The following is a 22,544-nucleotide window of genomic DNA, read 5'->3' as shown; positions in this document are numbered from 1 at the left end:
CGGCCGCTGGTGCCGCCATGAGAGCGATCGGCCGAATAGGGTGCCTGGCCTTGGCACTGGTGTTTGCACCGGTGCTGGTCGCCGTGCCCCAGCCGCCGTCGCCCGAAACGGTGAAGCCCGGCGGCGTGTTGTTGCTCGACATCAAGGGCGGCATCGGCCCGGCGACGCGCGACCACCTGGTGCGTGGCCTCCGACGTGCCGGCACCGACGGAGCCCGTGCGCTGGTGCTGCGCATCGACACGCCGGGCGGGCTCGATGCCGCGACCCGCGACATCAACCAGGCCATTCTGGCCTCCGAGGTGCCGGTGATCGGCTGGGTCGCGCCGGAGGGCGCGCGCGCCGCCAGCGCCGGTACTTACATCCTGTACGCCTGTCACCTGGCGGCGATGGCGCCGGCGACTTCACTCGGCGCCGCCACGCCGGTCGCGATGGGCGGGCCGCAGCCGATGCCTGCGCCGGCGGAGGAGCCTCCCGACGACGCCACACCCCAGCCGGAGCCGAAGGCAAAACCCGCCCCGGCGCGCCGTGATGCCGGTGACGCCATGTCGCGCAAGGCCGTCAACGATGCGGTCGGCTACCTGCGCAGCCTCGCCGAGTTGCGCCATCGCAACGCCGATTTCGCCGAGGCCGCGGTGCGCGAGGCCGCCACGCTCACGGCAAGCCAGGCGCTGTCACAACGGGTGATCGAGTTCGTCGCCGAGGACATCGAAGCCGTGCTGCGCCAGGCCGATGGCCGCACGATCCGGTTGGGGCACCGCGATGTCACGCTCGCATTGGCTGGCCAACCGGTGACAAAGCTGGAGCCGGATTGGCGCGCGCGCCTGCTGGCGGTCATCACCGAGCCCACGGTGGCTTACCTGTTGCTGCTGGTCGGGCTGTACGGACTGGTTTTCGAGGGCTACAGCCCAGGTGCGGTGGTGCCGGGCATGGTCGGCATCATCTGCTTGTTGCTGGCGGCGTATGGGTTACAGGTGTTGCCGGTCAATTACGCCGGCGTGGCCTTGATCGCGCTGGGGGTGGTGCTGATCGCGGTCGAATTCGCGATGCCCAGTTTCGGCGCGCTCGGCATTGGCGGCGTGGTCGCGCTGGTGGCCGGCTCGCTGATCCTGTTCGACACCGACATCCCCGGTTTCGGCGTGCCGGGGCGGCTGATCGCCGGCATCGGCACGGCCAGCGCGCTGGCGTTCATGGCCATGCTGTGGCTGGCGGCGCGGGCGCGGCGTCAACCGGTGGTCACCGGCATCGAGGAACTGGTCGGCAGTCTGGCGGTGGCACTGCACGATTTTCACGGTCGCGGCCAGGTGCGCATCCGCGGCGAAGTGTGGCAAGCCGAGTCGAGCGTGCCGGTGCGCAGTGGCCAGGCGGTACGCGTGCTGGCGATGGACGGCCTGGTCCTGCGTGTTGCGCCGGTCGGCGAATGAGGTCATCTGACCTGAAGGAGTCCAATCATGTACCTGCCCCTGTATTTCCCGTTGATCGTGCTGGTGGCGCTGCTGCTGATCACCGCGATCAAGGTGCTGCGTGAATACGAACGCGGCGTCGTGTTCCAGCTCGGTCGCTTCTGGAAAGTGAAAGGGCCGGGCTTGATCCTGCTGATCCCGATCGTGCAGCAGATGGTGCGCGTGGACTTGCGCACGGTGGTGATGGACGTGCCGCCGCAGGACGTGATCTCGCGCGACAACGTGTCGGTGCAGGTCAACGCGGTGGTGTACTTCCGCGTGATCGACCCGCAGAAGGCGATCATCAACGTTGAGCACTTCTACGAGGCGACCAGCCAGCTCGCCCAGACCACGCTGCGCTCGGTGCTGGGCCAGCACGACCTCGACGAGATGCTGGCCGAGCGCGAACGGCTCAACAAGGACATCCGCGCCATCCTCGACGCGCAGACCGACGCCTGGGGCATCAAGGTCGCCAATGTCGAGATCAAGCGCGTCGATCTCAACGAGACCATGGTCCGCGCCATCGCCAAGCAGGCCGAGGCCGAGCGCGTGCGCCGCGCCAAGGTGATCCATGCCGAAGGCGAACAGCAGGCCGCTTCGAGGCTGGTCGAGGCCGCCAAACTGCTCGGCGGCGACCCGCGTGCGATCCAACTGCGTTACCTGCAGACGCTGACCGAAATCGCCGGGGAGAAGAGCTCGACGATTGTCTTCCCGCTGCCGATCGACCTGATCGAGTCGATGATGCGGTCCAAGGCTGAGAAGCCGGGTAGCGGGTAACCCGACATCGCCGCACCCACATCAGGTGCAACGAAAACACAAAGGGCGCCGAAGCGCCCTTTGTGGTGTTGCCTGTTACGTCGGATCACGCCGCGCCGCGCGGACCCCGGCCGCCGCCGGGACGGCCACCGCCACGCGGACCGCCCGGACGGGGGGCGCCGCCCGGACGAGCACCGCCGGGGCGCGGACCACCGGCGGGACGCCCGCCGGGCTTGCCGCCCGGACGCGGGCCACGCGGCTTGTCGCCGTAAGGATTGAAACCGCCCGGATTGGCGTGGTCGGAGGGGAAGCTCGGTGCATTGCCAGGATGGCCGTACGGACGCGGGCTGCGCTGGCCCTGACCCTGGCCGCCGCCGGGGCCGCGGCGCTCACCACCACCACCGCTGCGCTCGCCATACGGGCTGCCGCCGGTGCGTTCGCCGCCGAAACCGCCTTCACGGCGTGGGCCACGCTCGCCATGGCCACCGCCACCCGGACGGCTGCCGGCACCACCGGGGCGTCCAGCGCCGCCACCGGGCTTGTTGCCGTAGGGCTTGCGCAGACCGCGTGCACCATCGGGATTGCGGTGGCCGCTGGGGCCGGTGTCGACGCCTTCGGGCACGTACCAGGTGCGGAACGCGGCCGGGTTGCCCTCGGGCAGGGGCTTCGGGCCCTTGTCCTTGCGCTGCTTGAACGGCTTGTGCGACTGCTTGGCCGCGGCTTCGCCGCTGACGGTGAGGCCGCCGTGCTTGCGCGGACCGCCACGGCCGCGGCCGCCACGGTCTTCGCGCACATGGTCGAAGCGGCGCAGTTCGCGGCCTTCGTCGGCAGTGTTGTGGCCGCCGACGTAACCGTGCGTGCGCTCGCCGTTGCCGAAGTGCAAGGTGGCCTTGGCCGCCTTGCGCTGGCCGATCACCGGCTGCAGCGTCAGTGCCGACGGCGTGCCGTCCTCCAGACCCAGATCGGTGCGCAACGCTTCGACCTTGTCCGAGACCAGTTCCTGCGACTGGCCGCGCAGCAGCTCGCGCGGCAGCGCGACGGTGCCGTAGCGGACGCGCTTGAGGCGGCTGACCTGGCAGCCCTGCGACTCCCACAGGCGGCGCACTTCGCGGTTGCGGCCTTCCTTCACCACGACGCGGAACCAGTCGTGCGAGTCGCTGCCGCCGATGCGCTCGATCTCGTCGAACTTGGCTGGGCCGTCCTCGAGGGCGACGCCGCGGGCGAGGCGGTCGACGATGTTGTCGGCGACGTTCTCCTGGCCTTCCGGTGCACGCACGCGGCAGACGTACTCGCGCTCGACCTCGAACGACGGATGCATCAGCGCATTGGCGAGCTCGCCGTCGGTGGTCAGCAGCAGCAGGCCGGTGGTGTTGATGTCGAGACGGCCGATCGCGATCCAGCGCGCACCCTTGAGAGCGGGCAGGGCCTCGAAGATGGTCGGGCGCCCCTCGGGGTCTTCGCGCGTGGTCACTTCGCCTTCGGGTTTGTTGTACATCAGCACGCGCGCCGGTTCGGTCAGCGCGGTGGCGATGAACTGGCGCCCGTCGAGCTCGATCTTGTCGCCGCCCTTGATGCTCATGCCGATCTGCGCGATCTCGCCGTTGACCTTGACCAGGCCATCGGCGATGCGCTGCTCGAGCGCGCGGCGCGAGCCGAGGCCGGCCTGCGCGAGGACCTTGTGCAGGCGCTCTTCCAGGCGCGGGGCTTCGGCAACGGCGTCGGCGCCGCGCTTGAGGGTGAGCTTGCGGCTCTTTTCTTCAGTCATTTTTCTGTTGCTCCGACTCGGCCAGTTCGGCCTCGTCTGTGTCTTCCGGAACGGTCGTCGTCTCGACGGCGTGGGTGTCTTGCTCGGGATCGTTCACGTCCGCCGCGCGCTCGCCCGGCGCGGCATCGGGGTCGCCCAGCAGGGCGGATTCGGGGATTTCGATGTGACTGTAATCGTCGCTGTCTTCGTCAGAGACGGCTTCGTTGGTTGCTTCGATGGGCTCGATGTCGGCTTCGTTGGCGGCACCGGCACCGGCACCGGCACCGGCACCGGCATCGTCCGTATTCGAGGCCTCGGTGTCGGCGCCGCTGGCGATGCCGCCGGCGGCGATGCGGCCTTCAAGCGGCGTGGCACCGTCAAACTGCAACTGCGGCTCCAGCTCGCCGATGTCCTTGAGCTCCGACAGCGGCGGCAGCTCGTCCAGGCGCTTGAGGCCGAAGTAGTCGAGGAACACCTTGGTGGTGCCGAACAGGGCCGGCTTGCCGGGCACGTCGCGGTGGCCGACGACACGGATCCACTCGCGCTCTTCCAGTGCCTTGATGATGTTGCTGTTGACCGCGACACCGCGGACCTGCTCGATCTCACCGCGCGTGATCGGCTGGCGGTAGGCGATCAGCGCCAGCGTTTCCAGGGTGGCGCGGGTGTACTTGGTCTGGCGCTCGGTCCACAGCCGCGCGACCCAGGGATGCACGTCGGCCTGGACCTGGTAGCGGAAGCCGGAGGCCAGTTCGACCAGTTCGACGCCGCGCTCCTTGCAGCCTTCGCGCAGGGTCTCCAGCGCCTGCTCGACGCTGTCGGCCGGTGCCGGCTGGTCCTCGGGGAACAGCGCGTGCAGTTGCGCCAGCGTCAGCGGCTGGTTGGCGGCGAGCAGGGCGGCCTCGACGATGCGGGTGATGAATTGTTGGTCCATGAATTGGATGAGCTCTTCGATGCTCTTGGGTCGTTGCTTTTTGCTCGTCATTCCGCCTTGACGGGAATGACGGCGCGGGTGTACTTACCTCTGCGAATCATCATTCGCCGCCGGCTCATCGAACTCGCTGCTCAGCTCGATCTCGTCGGCGTCCTTCATCAGCGCCAGCGACTTGACGTAGATCGGAGCCAGCGGCTGACGTTCACCTTGTGGCTGCTCCTGCACGATCTCGACCAGTTGTTCCTTGGCCAGGGTGAGCAGGCCGAGGAAGGTCACGACCACGCCGAGCTTGCCTTCCTCGGCGGTGAACAGCGATTCAAAGCGGTGGAACGCACCGTCGGCCATGCGCGTGAGCAGCTCGCCCATGCGCTGGCGGACGCTGAGCGCGTCGCGCTTGATCGCGTGCTGGGTGAACAGCTCGGCGCGCTTGAGCACGTCGTGCAGGGCCAGCAGCATTTCCTTCAGGTCCACCGGCGGCGGCAGCTTGACCGAAGCCCGGTCCGGCACGAACGCCTGCGCCGGCGCGGTGTCGCGGTCCTGCCGGGGCAGGGTGTCGATGTCCTCGGCAGCCTTCTTGAAGCGCTCGTACTCCTGCAGACGACGCACCAGTTCGGCGCGCGGATCGTCCTCCAGGCCTTCCTCGCTGACCGCGCGCGGCAGCAGCATCCGCGACTTGATCTCGGCCAGCATCGCGGCCATCACCAGGTAATCGGCGGCCAGCTCGAAGCGCATCTCGTGCATGGCCTGGATGTAGTCGACGTACTGGCGGGTGATCTCGGCGACCGGGATGTCCAGTATCTCGAGGTTCTGCCGGCGGATCAGGTACAGCAACAGGTCGAGCGGGCCCTCGAACGCCTCCAGGATGACTTCCAGCGCGTCCGGCGGGATGTACAGGTCCTGCGGGATCTGCAGCACCGGCTGGCCGTGCACCATCGCCAGCGGCATCTCATGCTGTTGCGGAGCATGGGGCTGCGGATGCGCGGGGCTCGGTGGGTGCTCGGTCGCGTCGGGTGCGCGTTCTTCGGTCATTCGGAAGCGGCCCCTCCGGGCCGTCGGCACTGCTATCGCTTCGGTGCTGGCGGCCTTTGCGCGGTCGCCATTCGGGTGCAACGGACCTGCTTTGAGTCGGTGCTAGAAGTCGGTGCTAAGCCCGAACGGCTCCGGCCTGCGCGTCACGCGGGGGCGTGACGGCGAAGATCGATGGGGTGCGGGCGCGGGCCGTGCAATGCAGCGACGCACTAGAGAGGTGCGTGCGTGGCGACGGTGTGGGGGAACCTGTCGCGACGGGCCGCTGCGTCCAGCCTCGGGCAATTGCAGGCTAGGGTACGGACTTGCCGGGGGCGTGTCCAGCGGGTGGCGCGCGGGCACTGGCTACAATTCATGTGGGCCCCGCCGGGGCGACAGGAAACGAAACCGCATGTGGTATGTGATCGAAGGCTATGACGGCAACGACGTGCTGCCCCAGCGCACCCAGGCCCGGCCGGCGCATCTGGCACGCCTGACCGCGCTGCGCGACGAAGGGCGCCTGCTGCTGGCCGGGCCGTGCCCGGCGATCGACGCCGAAGACCCGGGCCCGGCTGGATTCAGCGGCAGCGTGGTCATCGCCGAATTCGAATCGCTGCAGGCCGCGCGCGTCTGGGCCGACGCCGACCCGTATGTGGCGGCCGGCGTCTACCAGCGGGTCGAGGTGCGGCCTTTCCGCAAGGTGTTGCCGTGACCGCCGCGCTACCGCGCGAGCAGCGCGTCGCCGCGATCGAGGCGGCGCTGCAGGCCGCGCTGGCACCGCAGTTGCTGGTGGTCGAGGACGAGAGCCACCGCCATGCCGGCCATGCCGGCGCCGCCGATGGCCGCGGGCATTTCCGCGTCGACATCGTCAGTGCCGCCTTCGCCAGCCTCAGCCCGATCGCCCGGCACCGGGCGGTGTATGCGGCGGTCGGCGGGTTGATGGACACGGACATCCACGCGCTGGCGATCCGGGCACGCACGCCGGAAGAAGTGGCCTGAGCCGGTCTTTGTCGCGGCGCAGCATTTTCCTGTCGTCTCAAAAGCCCGTTGTACGGGCTTTTCCGAGCGATCGCACAGTTCGATAACGTGCGCTTTACACTTGTGTTTGAAAACGTTTACAGTCGGCCCCGCTTCAAACCGCGGAGGGCAGTGACGACGTGGCGAGCGTAACCATCAAAGATGTCGCACGCGTGGCGCAGGTGTCGGTTGCCACGGTGTCGCGGGCCCTGAATGGGCACGGTAACGTGGCCGAGGAAGTGCGCAACCGGGTCCTGGCCGCCGCCAACGACCTGCGCTACACCCCGCATGCCGCTGCCCGCAGCCTCAGCAGCCGCCGCACCCAGACCCTGGGCGTGGTGCTGCCGGACCTGCACGGCGAATTCTTCTCCGAGCTGATGCGCGGCATCGACCAGGTCGCGCGCCAGCACCGGCTGCACCTGCTGGTCTCCAGCTACCACGGCAACCCGGACGAGCAGGGCGCGGCCCTGCGAGCGATGCGCGGCCGCGTCGACGGCCTGCTGGTGATGTCGCCTTACGTGGCGGCACCCACGGTGCTGGGCGACCATCTGGAAGCGTCGCTGCCGCGAGTGGTGATCAACAGCCAGAACGCGAGCCCCGACATCACCGCGCTGGGTGTCGACAACTACGGCGGCGCGGTGGCGATGGTCGAGCACCTGGTCGCCTGCGGCCACCGCCGCATCGCCTTCATCGGCGGGCCGGCGGACAACTTCGATGCGCACGAGCGCCTGCGTGGCTACCGCGATGCACTGGCACGGCTGGTTCCTGATGCCGAACCGTGGGTGCTGCCGGGCGATTTCGATGAAGCCTCCGGCCACCGTGCCGGTCGTGAGGTGCTGGCGGCGGCGGAGCGGCCCGATGCGGTGTTCGCAGCCAACGACATGATGGCGCTGGGCTGTTTGTTCGCCTTCGCGCAAGCCGGTGCGCGCGTCCCGGGCGACATCGCCCTGGCCGGGTTCGATGACATCCCGCTGGCCCGCTACGTCCATCCCAGCCTGACCACGATGCGGGTCAACATCGCTGAACTCGGCGCGCGCGCCGCCCGCCAGTTGATCGTGCAGATCGCAGGGGAAGCGTTGCCGGCCACCGGCGCGCTGGCGCTGGTCCCCGAACTGAGCGTGCGCGAGTCCAGTGGCGCCGCGTCCGTCATGCCCCGACCCGATCCCCGGTTCTGAGAAACCGCTTCCTGGGTTTCTCTTTGTTCCCTGATGTAAACGATTCCAGTCAGCTCGAGTGCTTCTTGGAGAGAGGAAAGCATATGCAGCCCCGCAAATTCCCCCGTCAACGGCCCACCCCCAAACTGTTGGCCTGCGCGCTCGCCAGTTGCCTGGCGATGACCGCGCCGATGGCCTTCGCGCAAAGCACCGCGGCCACCATCCGCGGCCAGGTCACGGTCGATTCCGCGCCAGCCGGTGAGGCGTCGGTGACGGCCACCAACGTCGCCACCGGCCTGAGCCGCAAGGTGCAGGCGGTCGGCGGCAACTACAACGTCGGCGGCCTGCCGCCGGGCACCTACCGCATCGACGTGCAGGCCGATGGCCAGACCACGAGCAAGACCGTGACTGTCCAGGTCGGCCAGACCGCCACCTTGAACCTGGCCACCGGCGGCGTCGCCGAGACCGGCCCGGTTGCGGACGCGACCACGGTCGATGCCGTCACCGTGACCAGTGAGGTGCTGGCGGAGGTCAAGACCTCGGAAATCGCCACCTACGTCACCCACAAGCAGATCGAGTCGCTGCCGCAGGGCACGCGCAACTTCCTCGCCTTTGCCGACCTGGCGCCGGGTGTGGCGTTCGAGACCGGCAGCGAAGGCTCGACGAGGATCAAGTCCGGCGCGCAGAACGCCAACGGCATCAACGTCTACATCGACGGTGTCGGCCAGAAGGACTACGTGTTGCGTGGCGGCATCAGCGGCCAGGACTCCAGCCGCGGCAACCCGTTCCCGCAGTCGGCCATCGGCGAGTACAAGGTCATCACCCAGAACTACAAGGCCGAGTACGACCAGCTCAGCAGTGCCGCGATCGTCGCCACCACGCGATCGGGCACCAACAATTTCGAAGGCAGCTTCTTCTGGGACCACACCGCGACCGACTGGCGCACGCCGACGGTGTTCGAGGAGCGCAATGACGACAAGGTCGAAACCAAGGAGACGCAGTACGGCGCGACCTTCGGCGGCCCGATCCTGCGTGACCAGGCGCATTTCTTCCTGTCCTACGAGGCCAAGGAGTACGAATCGCCGCGCACGTTGACGCCGGGGCGCGGCTACACCATCGACCGCCTGCCGTCGATCGTGCAGCAGGAGGCGGGCACCGGCCTGTACACGGCGCCGTTCAAGGAGGACCTGTACTTCGGCAAGGTCGACTGGCTGATCGGCGAGAACCACTACTTCGAACTGACCGGCAAGTACCGCGACGAGAGCGAGTTGACCGGCATCGGCGGACAGAACCTGCCCAGCTACGCCACCGCCAAGCTCAACGAGGAAACCCGCGCCGACCTGCGCTACCAGTACAGCAACGGTGCCTGGCTCAACGATGCGCACATCACCTACGAGGACGCCTCGTACAACCCGAGCCCGTTGAACGGAGGCATCGCCTACATCCTCAGCGACGGCACCAATTTCAACGACGTCATCATCCGCCGCGGTGCCGGCTCCGACTTCCAGGACAAGGGGCAGGAGGGCTGGGGCTTCCAGGACGACCTGACTTTCACCGGCTGGCAGGGCCACACGCTCAAGATGGGCATGAAGTACAAGGACGTGAAGGTCAGTGCGGCCGAGCGGCAGCCGTACTACCCGCAGTTCACCTACAACATCAACGGCAGCCTGACCCAGCCGATCCACGTCAAGTTCGGCACCGCGCTGCCGGGCGTCGGCGACGGCAGCGCCGAGTCGGCCAACAAGCAGTACGGCTTCTACGTGCAGGATGACTGGGAGGTCAACGACAGGCTGATCGTCAACCTCGGCCTGCGCTACGACTACGAGGAAAGCCCGACTTACCTCGACTACACCACGCCGGCTGACGTGGCGGCGGCGTTGCGCTCCTCGACCGCGCTCAACAACCCGGGCTCGGGCGTCAACGTCGAGAACTACATCAGCACCGGCAACAACCGTAAATCCTTCAAGGACGGCTGGCAGCCGCGCGTGGGCTTTTCCTACGACCTCAACGCCGACCAGCAGCACGTGATCTACGGCGGTGCCGGCCGCGCCTACGACCGCAACCTGTTCGACTGGCTGCAGCTGGAGGTCACCAAGGCGACGTTCCCGGCCTCGGATTTCGATTTCCGCCGTGCCGACGGCAGCTGCCCGCGTGTCGATACCACCTGCATCGACTGGAACCCGGCGTATTTTGATCCGGCGGTGCTGGCCACGCTGGCCTCGCAGACCGGTGCCGGTCGCGAAGTGTTCGTGCTCGACAACAACATCAAGACGCCGTACTCCGACCAGTTCAGCCTGGGCATGCGCAATGCGGTCGGCGAATGGCTGACCGACGTGACCGTCTCGTACGTCGAGAGCCACGACGGTTTCGCTTTCCTGCTGGGCAATCGCCTCCCTGACGGCACGTTTTTCCGTCCCGGTTTCAACTGGGGCCAGCCCTGGGGCCAGGGCTTCGCTCCCTTCGGCAACCTGATCCTGGGCACCAACGGCCTGGAGACCAAGACCACCTCGCTGTACCTGAAGGCCGAGAAGCCGTACACGGCCGAGTCGGGCTGGGGCGTGACCTTCGCCTATACCTACGCCGACGCCCGCGAAATGCGTCAATCGCCGGAGGTGTTCTCGCTGGATTACCCGACCCTGGCCGACTACGGCTGGCACGATGCCGCGGTGCCCGAGCACCGTCTGGTCGGCACCGGCATCTACGACGGCCCGTGGGGCATGACGTTCTCGGGCAAGCTCACGCTGGCTTCGCAGGCGCCGCGTTATGGCACCAACTGCTTCAATGTCGACCAGCGGGACAACTGCTTCATCGACCAGTACAAGCCCGACGGCACGCTGGGCTTCAAGCAGTTCGATCTGGCGGTGATGAAGGATTTCGATACCGGCACCGGCTTCAAGATGTGGGTGCGTGGCGACGTGCTGAACGTGTTCGACTGGGCCAACTACAGCGGTTACGACGATTGGTACGGTGGCTGGGATGATCAACAGCAAGCCATCGTCGCCAACAGCAACTTTGGCACACCCAACACGCAGATGCTGCCGACCCGTACCTTCAAGCTGTCGCTGGGCTTCAACTTCTGACGTGCGATCGCCGGCCGCCCACCTCGTCGGGCGGCCGGCGGTCCCCCGTCGGTGCTTCCTTTCCATACACTTCATGGCGTGGTGATGTTCGATTCATTCCGACGCAGTTTGGGGACTGCATCGCTGGTGGCGGTGCTCGTGGTGGTTGCGGGTTGCCGGCAGAGCGAGCCGGAATCGATGACGTATCCGGTGGCGGACTCGTCGCCGGTGCAGATCGAGCCGCTGAAGGCGACCAAGCCGGAGCTGCCGCCGCTGTTCCGTGATATCGAGAAGCGCACGTTCCAGTTTTTCTGGGACACCACGAATGAACAGAACGGCCTGACGCCGGACCGGTTCCCCTCGCGTCCGTTCGCCAGCATCGCCTCGGTCGGCTTCGCGCTGACTGCGTACCCGATCGGCATCGAGAACGGCTGGGTCAGCCGCAACCAGGCGGTCGACCGCACCCTGACCACGCTGAAGTTCTTCCGCGACCTGCCGTCCGGGCCGCAGGCCACCGGCAAGGGTGCGTACCAGGGCTTCTACTACCACTTCCTCGACATGCAGAACGGCCACCGCTACGACAGCTGGGTCGAGCTGTCGAGTGTGGACACCGCGTTGCTGATGATGGGCGTGCTGTTCACGCAGTCCTATTACGATCGCGACGAGCCGCGCGAGAAGCAGATCCGTGCGCTGGCCGACGAGCTGTACCGGCGCGTCGACTGGACCTGGTTGCAGAAGAACAAGCCGTTGATCTCGATGGGCTGGTTCCCGGAGAGTGGCTTCATCCAGCACGACTGGATGGGCTACAACGAGGCGATGATGCTGTACGTGCTGGCGCTGGCCTCGCCGACGCACCCGGTCAGTGCCGACACCTGGACGGTATGGGCGCGCACCTACAACGAGTCCTGGGGCGTGTACCAGGGCGAGGAGTTCCTGGCCTTCGGCCCGCTGTTCGGCCATCAGTACAGCCATGTCTGGATCGATTTCCGCGGCATCCAGGACGCCTACATGCGCGAGCGCGGCATCGACTACTTCGTCAACAGCCGCCGCGCGGCTTACGCCCAGCGCGCCTACGCGATCGCCAACCCGATGAAATGGGAGGACTATGGCCCGGAAGTCTGGGGCCTGACCGCCAGCGACGGGCCGCAGCAGACCTTGCAGCCGTACCGCGGCGAGCAGCGCCAGTTCCGCCATTACTCCGCGCGCGGCGCCGGCCTGAGCGACACCTTCGACGACGGCACGATCGCGCCGACCGCGGCGATCGCCTCGCTGCCGTTCGCACCGGAGATCGTCATCCCGACCACCGTCGAGCTGCACAAGCGCTATGGCGAGTACCTGTACTCCAGCTACGGTTTTCTCGACTCGTTCAACCCGAGTTTCAACTACGACATCCCGCTCAAGACCGGTCGCCTGGTGCCGGGCGCGGGCTGGGTGGCCAGTGATTACATCGGCATCGACCAGGGCCCGATCCTGGCGATGATCAGCAACTACCGCAGCGACTTTGTCTGGAACGTGATGAAGCGCAATCCCTACATCCGCGCCGGACTCGAGAAGGCGGGGTTCACGGGCGGCTGGCTGGAACCGAAGGGCGAAGCCAAGCCACAGCAGCCGCAGACCCAGGCCGAGAAGGATGCGGCGACGGCGCGGGCCCTGGGCGAGGCGGAGTCGCGGGTTCCGCGTGCCAGCACGCAAACACCCAAGCCGCCGCAGCCGGAGTGACATGCAGTTGATGCGCGACTGGCCCTGTCGCTTGCTGGTGCTGCTGGCCGCCGTGCTGCTGGCTGCGTGCGCACGGCAGGCCGACGACCGCGAGGTGGTGCGCTTCTGGGCGATGGGCTTCGAGGGCGAGGTCGTCACCCAGTTGATTCCGGAATTCGAGCGCCGTCATCCGGACATCCGCGTCGTCGTGCAGCAGATGCCGCTGATCTCTTCGCACGAGAAGCTGCTGACCGCCTTCGCTGGCGACTCGTTGCCCGATGTCTGCGCGATCGGCAACACCTGGGTATCCGAGTTCGCGCTGCTCGATGCCCTGGTGCCGCTCGATGCGCGGCTCACGCAGACGCCGGCGTTGCAAGCGCACGATTACTTTACCGGCGCCTGGGACACCGGCGTGATCGGCGGCCAGGTGTATGCCGTGCCGTGGTATGTCGAGACCCGCTTGCCGTTCTATCGCCGTGATCTGCTCGCGCAAGCCGGCATCGAACGACCACCGGTCAACTGGGAGGAATGGAAAGTGGCGATGGCGGCGATCAAGCGCGAGGTCGGCCCGGACCGCTACGCCGCGTTGCTGCCGCTCAACGAAGCCGAGCCTCTATTGAACCTGGGCATCCAGGCACCCGAACCGCTGTTGCGCGACGCCGGCCGTTACGGCAACTTCCGCAGCCCGGGTTTCAAGCGCTCGCTGGCTTTCTACCGTGAGATCTTCGATCGGAAGTGGGCGCCGCTGGCAAGCAACACCCAGATCGCCAATGTCTGGAATGAATTCGGTCGTGGCTATTTCAGCTTCTACCTCAACGGCCCGTGGAACATCGCCGAATTCCGCAAGCGCCTGCCTCCGGCCTTGCAGTCCTCGTGGATGACGATGCCGCTGCCGGGCGAACACGGGCCAGGTGCTTCGGTGGCCGGTGGCGCCAGTTTCGTTCTGTTCCGCAGCTCGCAGCGCCAGGATGCGGCGTGGAAGTTGATCGCCTACCTGTCCGAGCCGCAGGTGCAGGCGCGCTTCCACGGCCTGACCGGCAACCTGCCGCCGCGACGCAGCACCTGGAATGTGCCTGCGCTGGCCGGCGACGAGTACGCACGTGCGTTTCGCGACCAGCTCGAGCGCGCACGGCCGGTGCCCAAGGTACCGGAGTGGGAGCGCATCGCCAACGAGATCAAACTGGTCGGCGAACAGTTGGCCAACGGTCACCTGACAGTCGACGAGGCCGCGGCCGAACTCGACCGCCGCGCCGACAAGATCCTGGAGAAACGCCGCTGGATGCTCGACCACCACACCATCCCGGCAGGAGCGCCATGACGCGCGTCGATGCAAAGGCGGGCAGGTAATGAAGCCGTCCACTGCCGGCTGGGTGTTCGCTGCGCCCGCGTTGACCGTGATCGGGGTGTTCTTCGGGTTGCCGGTACTGGCCGCGTTTGCGCTGAGCCTGACCGATTTCGACATCTACGCCCTGGCCGACAGCGACAACCTGCGCTTCGTCGGCTTCGGTAATTACCTCGGCCTGCTGCAGAACCCGCTGTTCTGGAAGGCGCTCGGCAACACCTTGTACTTCGTCGTGGTCGGCGTGCCGCTGTCGATCGTGGTGTCGCTGGGGGCGGCGCTGCTGCTGCATTCCAGACTGGGCACGTTCAAGCCGTTCTTCCGCACTGCCTATTTTGCGCCGGTGGTGACCACGGTGGTCGCGGTGGCGGTGATCTGGCGTTACCTGTTCCACACCCGTTACGGGCTGGTGAACTGGGGGCTGTCGTGGCTCGGCATCGATCCTATCGACTGGCTCGGTGATCCGGTGTGGGCCATGCCGACCATCATCGTGTTCGCGGTGTGGAAGAACTTCGGCTACAACATGATCATCTTCCTGGCCGGCCTGCAGGCGATCCCAGAGGACCTGTACGAGGCCGCGCGCATCGACGGTGCATCGCGGTGGCGGCAGTTCCTGCATGTCACCTTGCCGATGCTCGGGCCGGTGCTGCTGATGGTCGGCATCCTCACGCTGGCCGGTTACTTCCAGCTGTTTGCCGAGCCGTATGTGATCACCCAGGGCGGCCCGTTGCAGAGCACGGTCAGCGTGCTGTACCTGATGTACGAAGAAGGCTTCAAGTGGTGGAATCTGGGCAATGCCTCGGCGGTGGCCTTCATCCTGTTCGTGCTGATGACCGGCGTGACCAGCAGCTTGCTGTGGTTTGCACGGCGCAAAGGAGCGGAGGGATGAACCCGCGTCTGGCCAAGGCGATCGTCAATGGCCTGCTGGTCGGCCTGGCGGTGCTGAGCCTGGCGCCGCTGCTGTGGATGCTGGCGGTGTCGTTCATGCAGCCCGGCGAAGCCAGTCACTTCCCGCCGCCGTTGCTGCCGTCCAGGCCGACGCTGCACAACTATCACGAGCTGTTCGCCAAGGCCGGCATGGGCCGTTATCTGCTCAACAGCTTCCTGATCGCGTCGCTGACCACGCTGATCGCGCTGCTGCTCAATACCCTGGCCGGTTATGCCTTCGCCAAGCTGCAATTCCCCGGACGCGAGCGAGTGTTCCGCGTGCTGCTGGCCGCGCTGGTGATCCCGGCGCAGGTGACGATGATGCCGCTGTTCCTGATGCTCAAGCAGATGGGGCTGGTCAACAGCTACGCCGGCGCGATCGTGCCGGGCATGGCCGGCATCTTCGGCATCTTCCTGGTGCGCCAGTACGCGCGCTCGATTCCCGACGAGTTGCTGGAGGCTGCACGCATCGACGGCGCCGGCGAGTGGCGCATCTTCTTCCAGATCGTACTGCCGGCGCTCAAGCCGATCCTGGTGACGCTGGCGATCTTCAGCTTCCTCGCCGCCTGGAACGACTTCATGTGGCCGCTGATCGTGCTCAGCGACAGCAGCCTGCAGACGCTGCCGGTGGCGCTGGCCTCGTTGTCGCGTGAGCACGTGCAGGACAACGAGATGATGATGGCCGGATCGGTGGTGACGGTGTTGCCGGTGCTGCTGCTGTTCCTGGTGCTGCAGCGTTACTACCTGCAAGGCCTACTGGTGGGGAGTGTGAAAGGGTGATCCTCGAAAGTCGTATCCGGATTCTTGCTGGGTTGGTCCTGACCGCCATGGCCCTGCCGGCGTGCACCAGTGGGCCGGAGACGCCACGCGTACTCGATGATTTCGAATCAGCCGGTGCATGGAAAGTGGTGACATCGGACCAGGTCAGCGGCCGCCTGCGTGCGGTCGACGGCGTCGACGGCAAGGCGCTGTGCCTGGATTACGACTTCAACGGTGTGTCCGGCTACGCCGGCCTGCAGCGCGAGTTGCCGCTGGATTATCCCGCGGACTACGAATTCGCCTTCCAGTTGCGTGGTGACTCGCCGGCCAACGACCTGCAGTTCAAGCTGGTCGATGCCAGCGGCGACAACGTCTGGTGGGTCAATCGGCCTGGGTACGCCTTCCCGCCGCAGTGGACGCCGGTGATCTACAAGCAGCGCCACATCAGCCGTGCCTGGGGGCCCGCACCGGACCCGGCCCTGCGCCACAGCCAGAAGCTTGAATTCACGATCTACAACAGCGTCGGCGGCAAGGGCACGGTCTGCTTCGATTCGTTGACCCTGCGCGAGCGTCGCGTCGAGACCACGCCACCGCCGCGGCCGCGGGCCACGGCCAGTGCGACGACCGCCAACGACGTGGCCGATCATGCGGTCGATGGTGATCCTGCAACCACCTGGCGTGCCCCGGCTGCATCGTCGCCGAGCCTGCAACTCGACCTGGGCCGTCTGCGCGAATTCGGCGGCCTGCGCCTGCATTGGAACTCCGCGGAAGCGGCGACGCGCTACCGGATTTCGCTGTCGCGCGACGGCCAGGCCTGGAGCGACGCGCGGGTCGTCACCACAGGCAACGGCGGGGTCGATCCGATCGCGTTGCCGGAGTCGGAAGCGCGTTACATGCGCCTGCAGCTCGAGGGCGGGCAGGGCGATACCTTCGGCTTGGCCGGCATCGACATCGAGCCGCTGGCCTTCGCGGACACGCCCAACGACTTTGTCGCTTCGGTCGCTGCTGACGCCGCACGCGGCACGTACCCGCGCGGCTTCCATGGCGAGCAACCGTATTGGACGGTCGTCGGCATCGACGGCGGACACAATCAGGGGTTGATCGGCGAGGACGGCGCGGTCGAGGTCGGCCGGGGCGGCTTCAGCATCGAGCCGCTGGTGGTCAGCGACGGCAAGCTGGTGACCTGGGCCGATGTCCAGACCTCGCAGTCGCTGCAGGACGGTTACCTGCCGATTCCGAGTGTCCACTGGCAGCACGCGGATTTTGCCCTGGACGTGACCGCCTTCGCGCGCGGCACGGCGGAACGCTCACAGCTGCATGCACGCTATCGCCTGAGAAACACCGGCGATCGCCCGCGCGACTACGTGTTCGTATTGGCGGCGCGGCCTTTCCAGGTGAATCCGCCGACGCAATTCCTCAGCACGGTCGGTGGCGTCAGCACGATCGAGCGCATCGCCGCGACGGAAAGGCAGTTTGTCGTCAACGGCAAACAGCGCGTGTCGGTCGGGCAGAAATCGCTGGCCAGCTTTGCCACCAGCTTCGATGAAGGCGAAGTGGTCGAGCGGCTGCGGCGTGCCGACTGGACCAAGTTCTGCACGACCTGCACCGATACCGGCGAAAGATTCGCCGCGATGGCTGGTGCACGTAGCGAGACGGAAGACACGACCGGTCTCGGCTCCGGCGCGCTGCTCTACGGGATGCGATTGCAGCCGGGAGAAAGTCGCGAGTTCGACTGGCGCACGTTACTCGCCGGTGCGCCGTCCGAGCCGTCGGCACCGCCGCGTTCGGCGGGCGAATTGCAGGATGAAGTCGCTGCGCAGTGGCGCGACAAGCTCGATCGCGTGCAGCTGCGAGTGCCGCCGCAAGGCCAACACGTGGTCGACACCCTGCGCACCGGCCTGGCGCACATGCTGATCAGCCGTATCGGGCCGCGCCTGCAGCCCGGCACGCGCTCGTACTCGCGCGCCTGGATCCGCGACGGCGCGATGATCGGCGAAGGCTTGCTGCGCATGGGTCGCGAGGACGTGGCCGAAGAATTCCTGCGCTGGTACGCGCCGTACCAGTTCGACAACGGCAAGGTGCCGTGCTGCGTCGATGACCGCGGCAGCGACCCGGTGCCGGAGAACGACAGCCACGGCGAACTGGTGTTCACCATCGCCGAGGTCTACCGCTACACGCGCGACGAGGCCTTGCTCGAAGCGATGTGGCCGCATGTGGTCGGTGCGGTGAAGTACATGGACGAGCTGCGCCTGAGCGAACGTACTCAGACCAATCGGACGCAGCATCCGGCCTTCTACGGGATGATGCCGGCTTCGATCAGTCACGAGGGTTATTCGGCCAAGCCGATGCACTCGTACTGGGACAACTTCTGGGCGCTGCGCGGATACAAGGACGCGGTCGAGATCGCGCAGTGGCTGGGTCGCAACGAGGAGGCGCGCCGCTTTGCGGCCGCGCGCGACCAGTTCCGCGGCGATCTCTACGCCTCGATCGAGGCGGCGGTGAAGCAGCACGGCATCGATTACCTGCCCGGTGCGGCCGAGTTGGGCGACTTCGACGCGACCTCGACCACGATCGCACTGGCGCCGGGTGGCGAACAGGGGCAGCTGCCGCAACGCCTGCTCGACGGCACCTTCGAGCGTTACTGGCGCGAGTTCGTGGCGCGCCGCGACGGCACCCGCGAATGGAAGGATTACACGCCTTACGAGCTGCGCACGATCGGCAGCTTCGTGCGCCTGGGCTGGCGCGAACGCGCGCACGAGGCGCTGGACTTCTTCTTCAAGGATCAACAGCCGCGTGCCTGGAACCAGTGGGCCGAGGTAGTGTCGCGCACGCCACGCAAGCCGTTCTTCGTCGGCGACCTGCCGCACGCATGGGTCGAGTCGGATTACGTGCGCTCGGCGCTCGACCTGTTCGCCTATACGCGCGACGACGATGACGCGCTGGTGATCGCGGCGGGTATTCCGGCGGACTGGTTGGCCGGCGAGGGCGTCCGCGTGGCCAACCTGCGCACGCCGTACGGCCCGCTGGGTTATGCGCTGAAGCAGGACCGCGAGCGCGTCTTGCTGATGCTGTCACCGGGATTGCGAGCGCCCGCCGGCGGGGTGGTGCTGCGCTGGCCCTACTCGCAACGACCGGGTGCGACGCGTGTCGATGGCCGTCCTGCAACTTGGCAGAACGGGGAGTTGCGCATCGAAGGCACCGCGACCCGGGTCGAGATCGAGCTTGGTCAGGAATGAGTGTGGCCTAGGCGCAATGCGTCGCGTTCGGCAAGCGGACGTGCTCAGGCGTACCAGTGCACGTGCAGTGGCGAGTCGGAGGTGCCCAGTGCAGCCAGTACCGGCCAGCGGTGTACGTCGCCACTGGCCAGTGCCTGCTCGAACACCGCGCGTTTGCGTGCGCCCTGCAGCAACAACAGCCGCGCCCGTGTGCGTGCCAGGCCGGCCGGGGTGAGGCTGATGCGCTTGTGCCATTGCCGCGCGCCGGAACAGCCGTTGGCATCGACAGCGATATAGGACTGACGGCTGCCCAACGCGCGGTCGAGGTCGGCCATGCCGGGAAACAGCGAGGCGGTGTGACCGTCCTCGCCCATGCCGAGCACGGCGACGCTGGCCGCTTGGTGCGCGTGTGCATTGGCGATGGCGACGGCGTCCTCGATGCGACGTCCCGACGACGTCAATGGTTCGAAGCGCGCGGCGCCGGCATGGTCCTGCAGCAGATGGGTGCGCACCAGTCGCGCATTGCTGTCGGGGTCGTCCGGCAGCAGCCAGCGCTCATCGACCAGGGCGACATCGACACGATCCCACTCCAGGGGCGCTTTGGCCAATGCCGCGTACACCGGCGCCGGCGTGGTGCCGCCGGACAGCAGCAGGCGCACGCGCGGACGCAGCACCAGATCACGGCGAAGTTCCGCAGCGATCGCCACTGCCGCCGCCCAGACCCAGGCGTCGGCATTGGGATGCGCATGCAGCACGTAACGCGACGAGAGGTGCCCTGCGGACGATGGAGTTGGCGAATGATCGTCGGCCATGCTCCGATCCTCGCACAGGCGGCTTTAACGCGATGTTTGCTGCGCCAGTGCCGCGGCGCCGAGCAGGCCGGGCTGCGGGTGGACGATGGCGAGCGTGGGAATGCGCGCCATCGTCGGCGCAAAGCGGCCCTTGTGCTCGAAACGCGCTCGGAAGCCCGAATGGGCGAGCGCCGGCAACAGCTTCGGCACCAGGCCGCCTGCCAGGAAAACACCGTCCCAGGCACCCAGTGTCAGCACCAGGTCGCCGGCGGCGGCGCCGAACACCGCGCAGAACACGTCGATCGTGCGCAGGCTGCGCTCGTCGCCCTCGCGTGCACGGGCGGTGACGTCCGCGGGCTTCAGCGGGCCGGGATCTTCGCCGGCGATCGTGCTGAGCGCGCGGTGCAGGTTGACCAGGCCCATGCCGCTGACCAGGCGCTCGTTGGAGACGCGGCCGAACTCGCCCGACAACTGCTGCAGGATCTCGATCTCCTCCGGTGTGTTCGGCGCGAAGCTGACATGACCGCCCTCGGTCTGCAGCGGGTAGTAGCGGCCGTCGCGGCGCAGTAGACCGCCGACGCCCAGGCCGGTGCCGGCGCCGATGATCGCGTAGGTCTTGTCGCCGTCGTCGGGCGACCAGGTCGCACTGCCGATCGGCACCACGTCCTGCGGGCCGTACAGCGACACCGCCATCGATTGCGCGGTGAAGTCGTTGACCAGATGCAGCGACTCCAGGCCGAGTGCCTCGCCGGTGCGTGCGGCGGAGATCACCCACGGGTGGTTGGTGATGCGCGCCTCGTCACCGTCGACGCGGCCGGCGACGGCGAACACGCCACTGCGCGGGGCGCTGGCGCCGGTGTTGTCGAGGTAATGCGCGGCGGCGTGCGCCAGCGACGGGAAATCAGCGACGGCAAACTCGCGCACGCTGTCCATCAACAGCGGCGAGGCGGCGTCGTGGCGGGCGAGGGCGAAGCGGGCATTGGTGCCGCCGATATCGGCCAGCAGGGCGTCGGCGGAAGTAGAAGCCGGGGAGTCGGGACTTGGGTGACTGCTCAAGATTTCCACCGCACGATCGTTGCTGGGTTGCGGGCGGCAGGATCGACCTGGTTGTGCCCGGGGAGCCGGCAGGGTAATCGAGCCGGGCGCATCTGTCCGCCCATCATCGCGTCCCGGTGTGCGGAGCCGGCGATGAATACGAAACCAAACCGCCGCAATAGTGCTCCGGGTGGAAGAACAGAGAGGACCCGCTGCCGAGGGAGGGAGATGGCAGCGAATCCCCTCTGTGGAGCCCCGTCAGTACGGCAGCGGCTCGGCGAGCTTGCGGCCGTGGCTCTGGATGACCTGCGAATACCAGCGCGCACTGTCCTTGGGCGTGCGTTCCTGGGTGCCGTAGTTCACGTGGACCATGCCGAAGCGCTTGGAATAGCCCAGCGACCACTCCAGGTTGTCGAGGAACGACCACAGCATGTAGCCGCGGATGTCGACGCCGGCCTGGATCGCGTCATGGATCGCGCCCAGGTGTTTGCGCAGGTAGTCGATGCGCAGCGGGTCGCGCACGCGGCGCTGGCCGGTTTCGTCGACGTCGGCGGTAGGCGGATCGAAGAACGCCGCGCCGTTCTCGGTGATGTAGACCGGCAGGTCGCCGTAGGTCTGCTTGAACCACAGCAGCAGGTCGGTCAGGCCCTGCGGGAATACTTCCCAGCCGGTTTCGGTATACGTGCCCAGCGGCTGGCGCACGACGCCGGTGTTGAGCGGGTAGCTCTCGGCGGCCTTGGTCACACTGCGCGTGTAGTAGTTGATGCCGACGAAGTCGAGCTTCTGCTGGATGAGGTCGTAGTCCTCGGCCGGCCATTCCGGCCAGGCCTCGCCGAAGATCTCCTTCAGCTCCGGCGGGTAATGGCCGAGCAGGGCCGGGTGCAGGTACTGCTCGTTCATGTAGGCGTGGGCGCGACGCACGGCGGCCGCGTCCTGCGCCGAATCGCTGGCCGGGTACTTGGGCTCGATGTTCACCACCAGGCCGATCTCGTGCTGGCCGATTTCGCGGTAGGCCTTCACCGCCGCGCCGTGCGCGCGCATCAGGTTGTGCGAGGCGATCGGTGCCTCGAACTTGCTGCGATGCCCCGGCGCCAGCGCGCCGTGCAGGTAGCCGCCGTCGGTGACCACCCACGGCTCGTTGAGCGTGACCCACTTCTTCACCCGGCCGTCGAGCGCGCGGTACAGCACGCGGGCGTACTCGGCGAACCAGTCGGCGATGTCGGGGTTGAGCCAGCCACCGCGGTCGTCCAGCGCCGCCGGCAGGTCCCAGTGGTACAGCGTCAGCAGCGGTTCGATGCCATTGGCCAACAGTTCGTCGACCAGGTTCGAGTAGAAGTCGAGGCCGGCCTGGTTCACCCGGCCGGTGCCCTCGGGCAGGATGCGCGACCACGACACGCTGAAGCGGTAGGCCTTCAGGCCCAGCTCGCGCATCAGTTTCACGTCGTCCTTCCAGCGGTGGTAGTGATCGCAGGCGACATCGCCGGTGTCGCCGTTGAGCATCATCCCGGGGGTGTGGGCGAAGCGGGTCCAGATGCTGGGGCCGGCGCCGTCGGCCAGCGGCGAGCCCTCGATCTGGTGCGCGGCGGTGGCCGCTCCCCAGAGGAAGCCTTCGGGAAAAACGGGGGCGGGGCTCATGGGAACTGGGCTCATCGCGACGTGGCCTCCGGTGCCAGAT

General features: G+C 67.2%; 17 protein-coding genes. 11 read left to right on the top strand and 6 right to left on the bottom strand.

What is annotated here, in order from left to right:
* The first annotated feature begins 59 nt into the window (after positions 1 to 59).
* Positions 60 to 1,421, top strand: coding sequence for an NfeD family protein (locus tag ACFOLC_RS01420; protein WP_386757925.1), 1,362 nt, complete (start codon positions 60 to 62; stop codon positions 1,419 to 1,421).
* Positions 1,422 to 1,448: 27 nt separating this feature from the next.
* Entirely contained in the window at positions 1,449 to 2,216 is a 768-nt protein-coding gene (locus ACFOLC_RS01415) for a slipin family protein (protein ID WP_386756930.1), read from the top strand.
* A gap of 85 nt (positions 2,217 to 2,301) precedes the next feature.
* Here the strand turns inward: ACFOLC_RS01415 and ACFOLC_RS01410 are convergent, their stop codons facing one another.
* The 3 genes from ACFOLC_RS01410 to ACFOLC_RS01400 all read right to left on the bottom strand — a co-directional run bounded on the left by ACFOLC_RS01410 (position 2,302) and on the right by ACFOLC_RS01400 (position 5,899).
* Entirely contained in the window at positions 2,302 to 3,960 is a 1,659-nt protein-coding gene (locus ACFOLC_RS01410) for a pseudouridine synthase (protein WP_386756929.1), read from the bottom strand.
* Positions 3,953 to 4,870 (bottom strand): SMC-Scp complex subunit ScpB, encoded by a 918-nt coding sequence (gene scpB / locus ACFOLC_RS01405; RefSeq protein ID WP_386756928.1) that lies wholly within the window; start codon positions 4,868 to 4,870, stop codon positions 3,953 to 3,955. Before scpB ends, ACFOLC_RS01410 begins: the two co-directional genes overlap by 8 nt.
* A gap of 84 nt (positions 4,871 to 4,954) precedes the next feature.
* Positions 4,955 to 5,899, bottom strand: a complete 945-nt coding sequence (locus tag ACFOLC_RS01400) for a segregation and condensation protein A (RefSeq protein ID WP_386756927.1) — start codon at positions 5,897 to 5,899, stop codon at positions 4,955 to 4,957.
* A 388-nt stretch (positions 5,900 to 6,287) separates the two neighbouring features.
* On the opposite strand from ACFOLC_RS01400, the gene ACFOLC_RS01395 reads away from it, so the two are divergent.
* The 9 genes from ACFOLC_RS01395 (at position 6,288) to ACFOLC_RS01355 (ending at position 19,064) form a co-directional block, all read left to right on the top strand.
* Entirely contained in the window at positions 6,288 to 6,587 is a 300-nt protein-coding gene (locus ACFOLC_RS01395) for a YciI family protein (RefSeq protein WP_386756926.1), read from the top strand.
* Positions 6,584 to 6,874, top strand: coding sequence for a BolA family protein (locus tag ACFOLC_RS01390; protein WP_386756924.1), 291 nt, complete (start codon positions 6,584 to 6,586; stop codon positions 6,872 to 6,874). Before ACFOLC_RS01395 ends, ACFOLC_RS01390 begins: the two co-directional genes overlap by 4 nt.
* 158 nt (positions 6,875 to 7,032) lie before the next feature.
* Entirely contained in the window at positions 7,033 to 8,067 is a 1,035-nt protein-coding gene (locus ACFOLC_RS01385; RefSeq protein ID WP_386756922.1) for a LacI family DNA-binding transcriptional regulator, read from the top strand.
* 83 nt (positions 8,068 to 8,150) lie between these two features.
* Complete coding sequence (locus tag ACFOLC_RS01380; RefSeq protein WP_386756921.1) at positions 8,151 to 11,126, top strand: TonB-dependent receptor; 2,976 nt, start codon at positions 8,151 to 8,153, stop codon at positions 11,124 to 11,126.
* 177 nt (positions 11,127 to 11,303) lie between these two features.
* Positions 11,304 to 12,824: a glucoamylase family protein gene (locus ACFOLC_RS01375; RefSeq protein WP_386757923.1), complete on the top strand. Its 1,521-nt coding sequence runs from the start codon at positions 11,304 to 11,306 to the stop codon at positions 12,822 to 12,824.
* Positions 12,825 to 12,834: 10 nt separating this feature from the next.
* Positions 12,835 to 14,121, top strand: a complete 1,287-nt coding sequence (locus ACFOLC_RS01370; RefSeq protein ID WP_386757921.1) for a sugar ABC transporter substrate-binding protein — start codon at positions 12,835 to 12,837, stop codon at positions 14,119 to 14,121.
* A gap of 28 nt (positions 14,122 to 14,149) precedes the next feature.
* Positions 14,150 to 15,031 (top strand): carbohydrate ABC transporter permease, encoded by an 882-nt coding sequence (locus ACFOLC_RS01365; RefSeq protein ID WP_386756920.1) that lies wholly within the window; start codon positions 14,150 to 14,152, stop codon positions 15,029 to 15,031.
* Complete coding sequence (locus ACFOLC_RS01360) at positions 15,028 to 15,849, top strand: carbohydrate ABC transporter permease (RefSeq protein WP_386756919.1); 822 nt, start codon at positions 15,028 to 15,030, stop codon at positions 15,847 to 15,849. The genes ACFOLC_RS01365 and ACFOLC_RS01360 overlap by 4 nt, the downstream gene beginning before the upstream one ends.
* A 38-nt stretch (positions 15,850 to 15,887) precedes the next feature.
* Positions 15,888 to 19,064, top strand: a complete 3,177-nt coding sequence (locus tag ACFOLC_RS01355; RefSeq protein WP_386757919.1) for a discoidin domain-containing protein — start codon at positions 15,888 to 15,890, stop codon at positions 19,062 to 19,064.
* A 44-nt stretch (positions 19,065 to 19,108) separates the two neighbouring features.
* Here the strand turns inward: ACFOLC_RS01355 and pgl are convergent, their stop codons facing one another.
* The 3 genes from pgl to ACFOLC_RS01340 form a co-directional block, all read right to left on the bottom strand.
* Positions 19,109 to 19,855, bottom strand: a complete 747-nt coding sequence (gene pgl / locus ACFOLC_RS01350; protein ID WP_386756918.1) for a 6-phosphogluconolactonase — start codon at positions 19,853 to 19,855, stop codon at positions 19,109 to 19,111.
* 24 nt (positions 19,856 to 19,879) lie between these two features.
* Complete coding sequence (gene glk / locus ACFOLC_RS01345; RefSeq protein WP_386756917.1) at positions 19,880 to 20,890, bottom strand: glucokinase; 1,011 nt, start codon at positions 20,888 to 20,890, stop codon at positions 19,880 to 19,882.
* Positions 20,891 to 21,127: 237 nt separating this feature from the next.
* On the bottom strand, positions 21,128 to 22,504 hold the full coding sequence (locus ACFOLC_RS01340; protein ID WP_386756916.1) for a GH1 family beta-glucosidase: 1,377 nt from the start codon (positions 22,502 to 22,504) through the stop codon (positions 21,128 to 21,130).
* Positions 22,505 to 22,544: the final 40 nt, after the last annotated feature.

The sequence above is a fragment of the Lysobacter cavernae genome (assembly GCF_042648505.1).
Classification (GTDB): Bacteria; Pseudomonadota; Gammaproteobacteria; order Xanthomonadales; family Xanthomonadaceae; genus Lysobacter_L; species Lysobacter_L cavernae.
This window is presented reverse-complemented; position numbering and strand designations above follow the sequence as displayed.

Coding starts and splice junctions, on each gene's coding strand:
- ACFOLC_RS01415 (WP_386756930.1), top strand. CDS start 1,449: ATGTACCTGCCCCTGTATTTCCCGTTGATCGTGCTGGTGGCGCTGCTG.
- ACFOLC_RS01410 (WP_386756929.1), bottom strand. CDS start 3,960: ATGACTGAAGAAAAGAGCCGCAAGCTCACCCTCAAGCGCGGCGCCGAC.
- scpB (WP_386756928.1), bottom strand. CDS start 4,870: ATGGACCAACAATTCATCACCCGCATCGTCGAGGCCGCCCTGCTCGCC.
- ACFOLC_RS01400 (WP_386756927.1), bottom strand. CDS start 5,899: ATGACCGAAGAACGCGCACCCGACGCGACCGAGCACCCACCGAGCCCC.
- ACFOLC_RS01395 (WP_386756926.1), top strand. CDS start 6,288: ATGTGGTATGTGATCGAAGGCTATGACGGCAACGACGTGCTGCCCCAG.
- ACFOLC_RS01380 (WP_386756921.1), top strand. CDS start 8,151: ATGCAGCCCCGCAAATTCCCCCGTCAACGGCCCACCCCCAAACTGTTG.
- ACFOLC_RS01375 (WP_386757923.1), top strand. CDS start 11,304: ATGACGTATCCGGTGGCGGACTCGTCGCCGGTGCAGATCGAGCCGCTG.
- ACFOLC_RS01370 (WP_386757921.1), top strand. CDS start 12,835: ATGCGCGACTGGCCCTGTCGCTTGCTGGTGCTGCTGGCCGCCGTGCTG.
- ACFOLC_RS01365 (WP_386756920.1), top strand. CDS start 14,150: ATGAAGCCGTCCACTGCCGGCTGGGTGTTCGCTGCGCCCGCGTTGACC.
- ACFOLC_RS01360 (WP_386756919.1), top strand. CDS start 15,028: ATGAACCCGCGTCTGGCCAAGGCGATCGTCAATGGCCTGCTGGTCGGC.
- pgl (WP_386756918.1), bottom strand. CDS start 19,855: ATGGCCGACGATCATTCGCCAACTCCATCGTCCGCAGGGCACCTCTCG.
- ACFOLC_RS01340 (WP_386756916.1), bottom strand. CDS start 22,504: ATGAGCCCCGCCCCCGTTTTTCCCGAAGGCTTCCTCTGGGGAGCGGCC.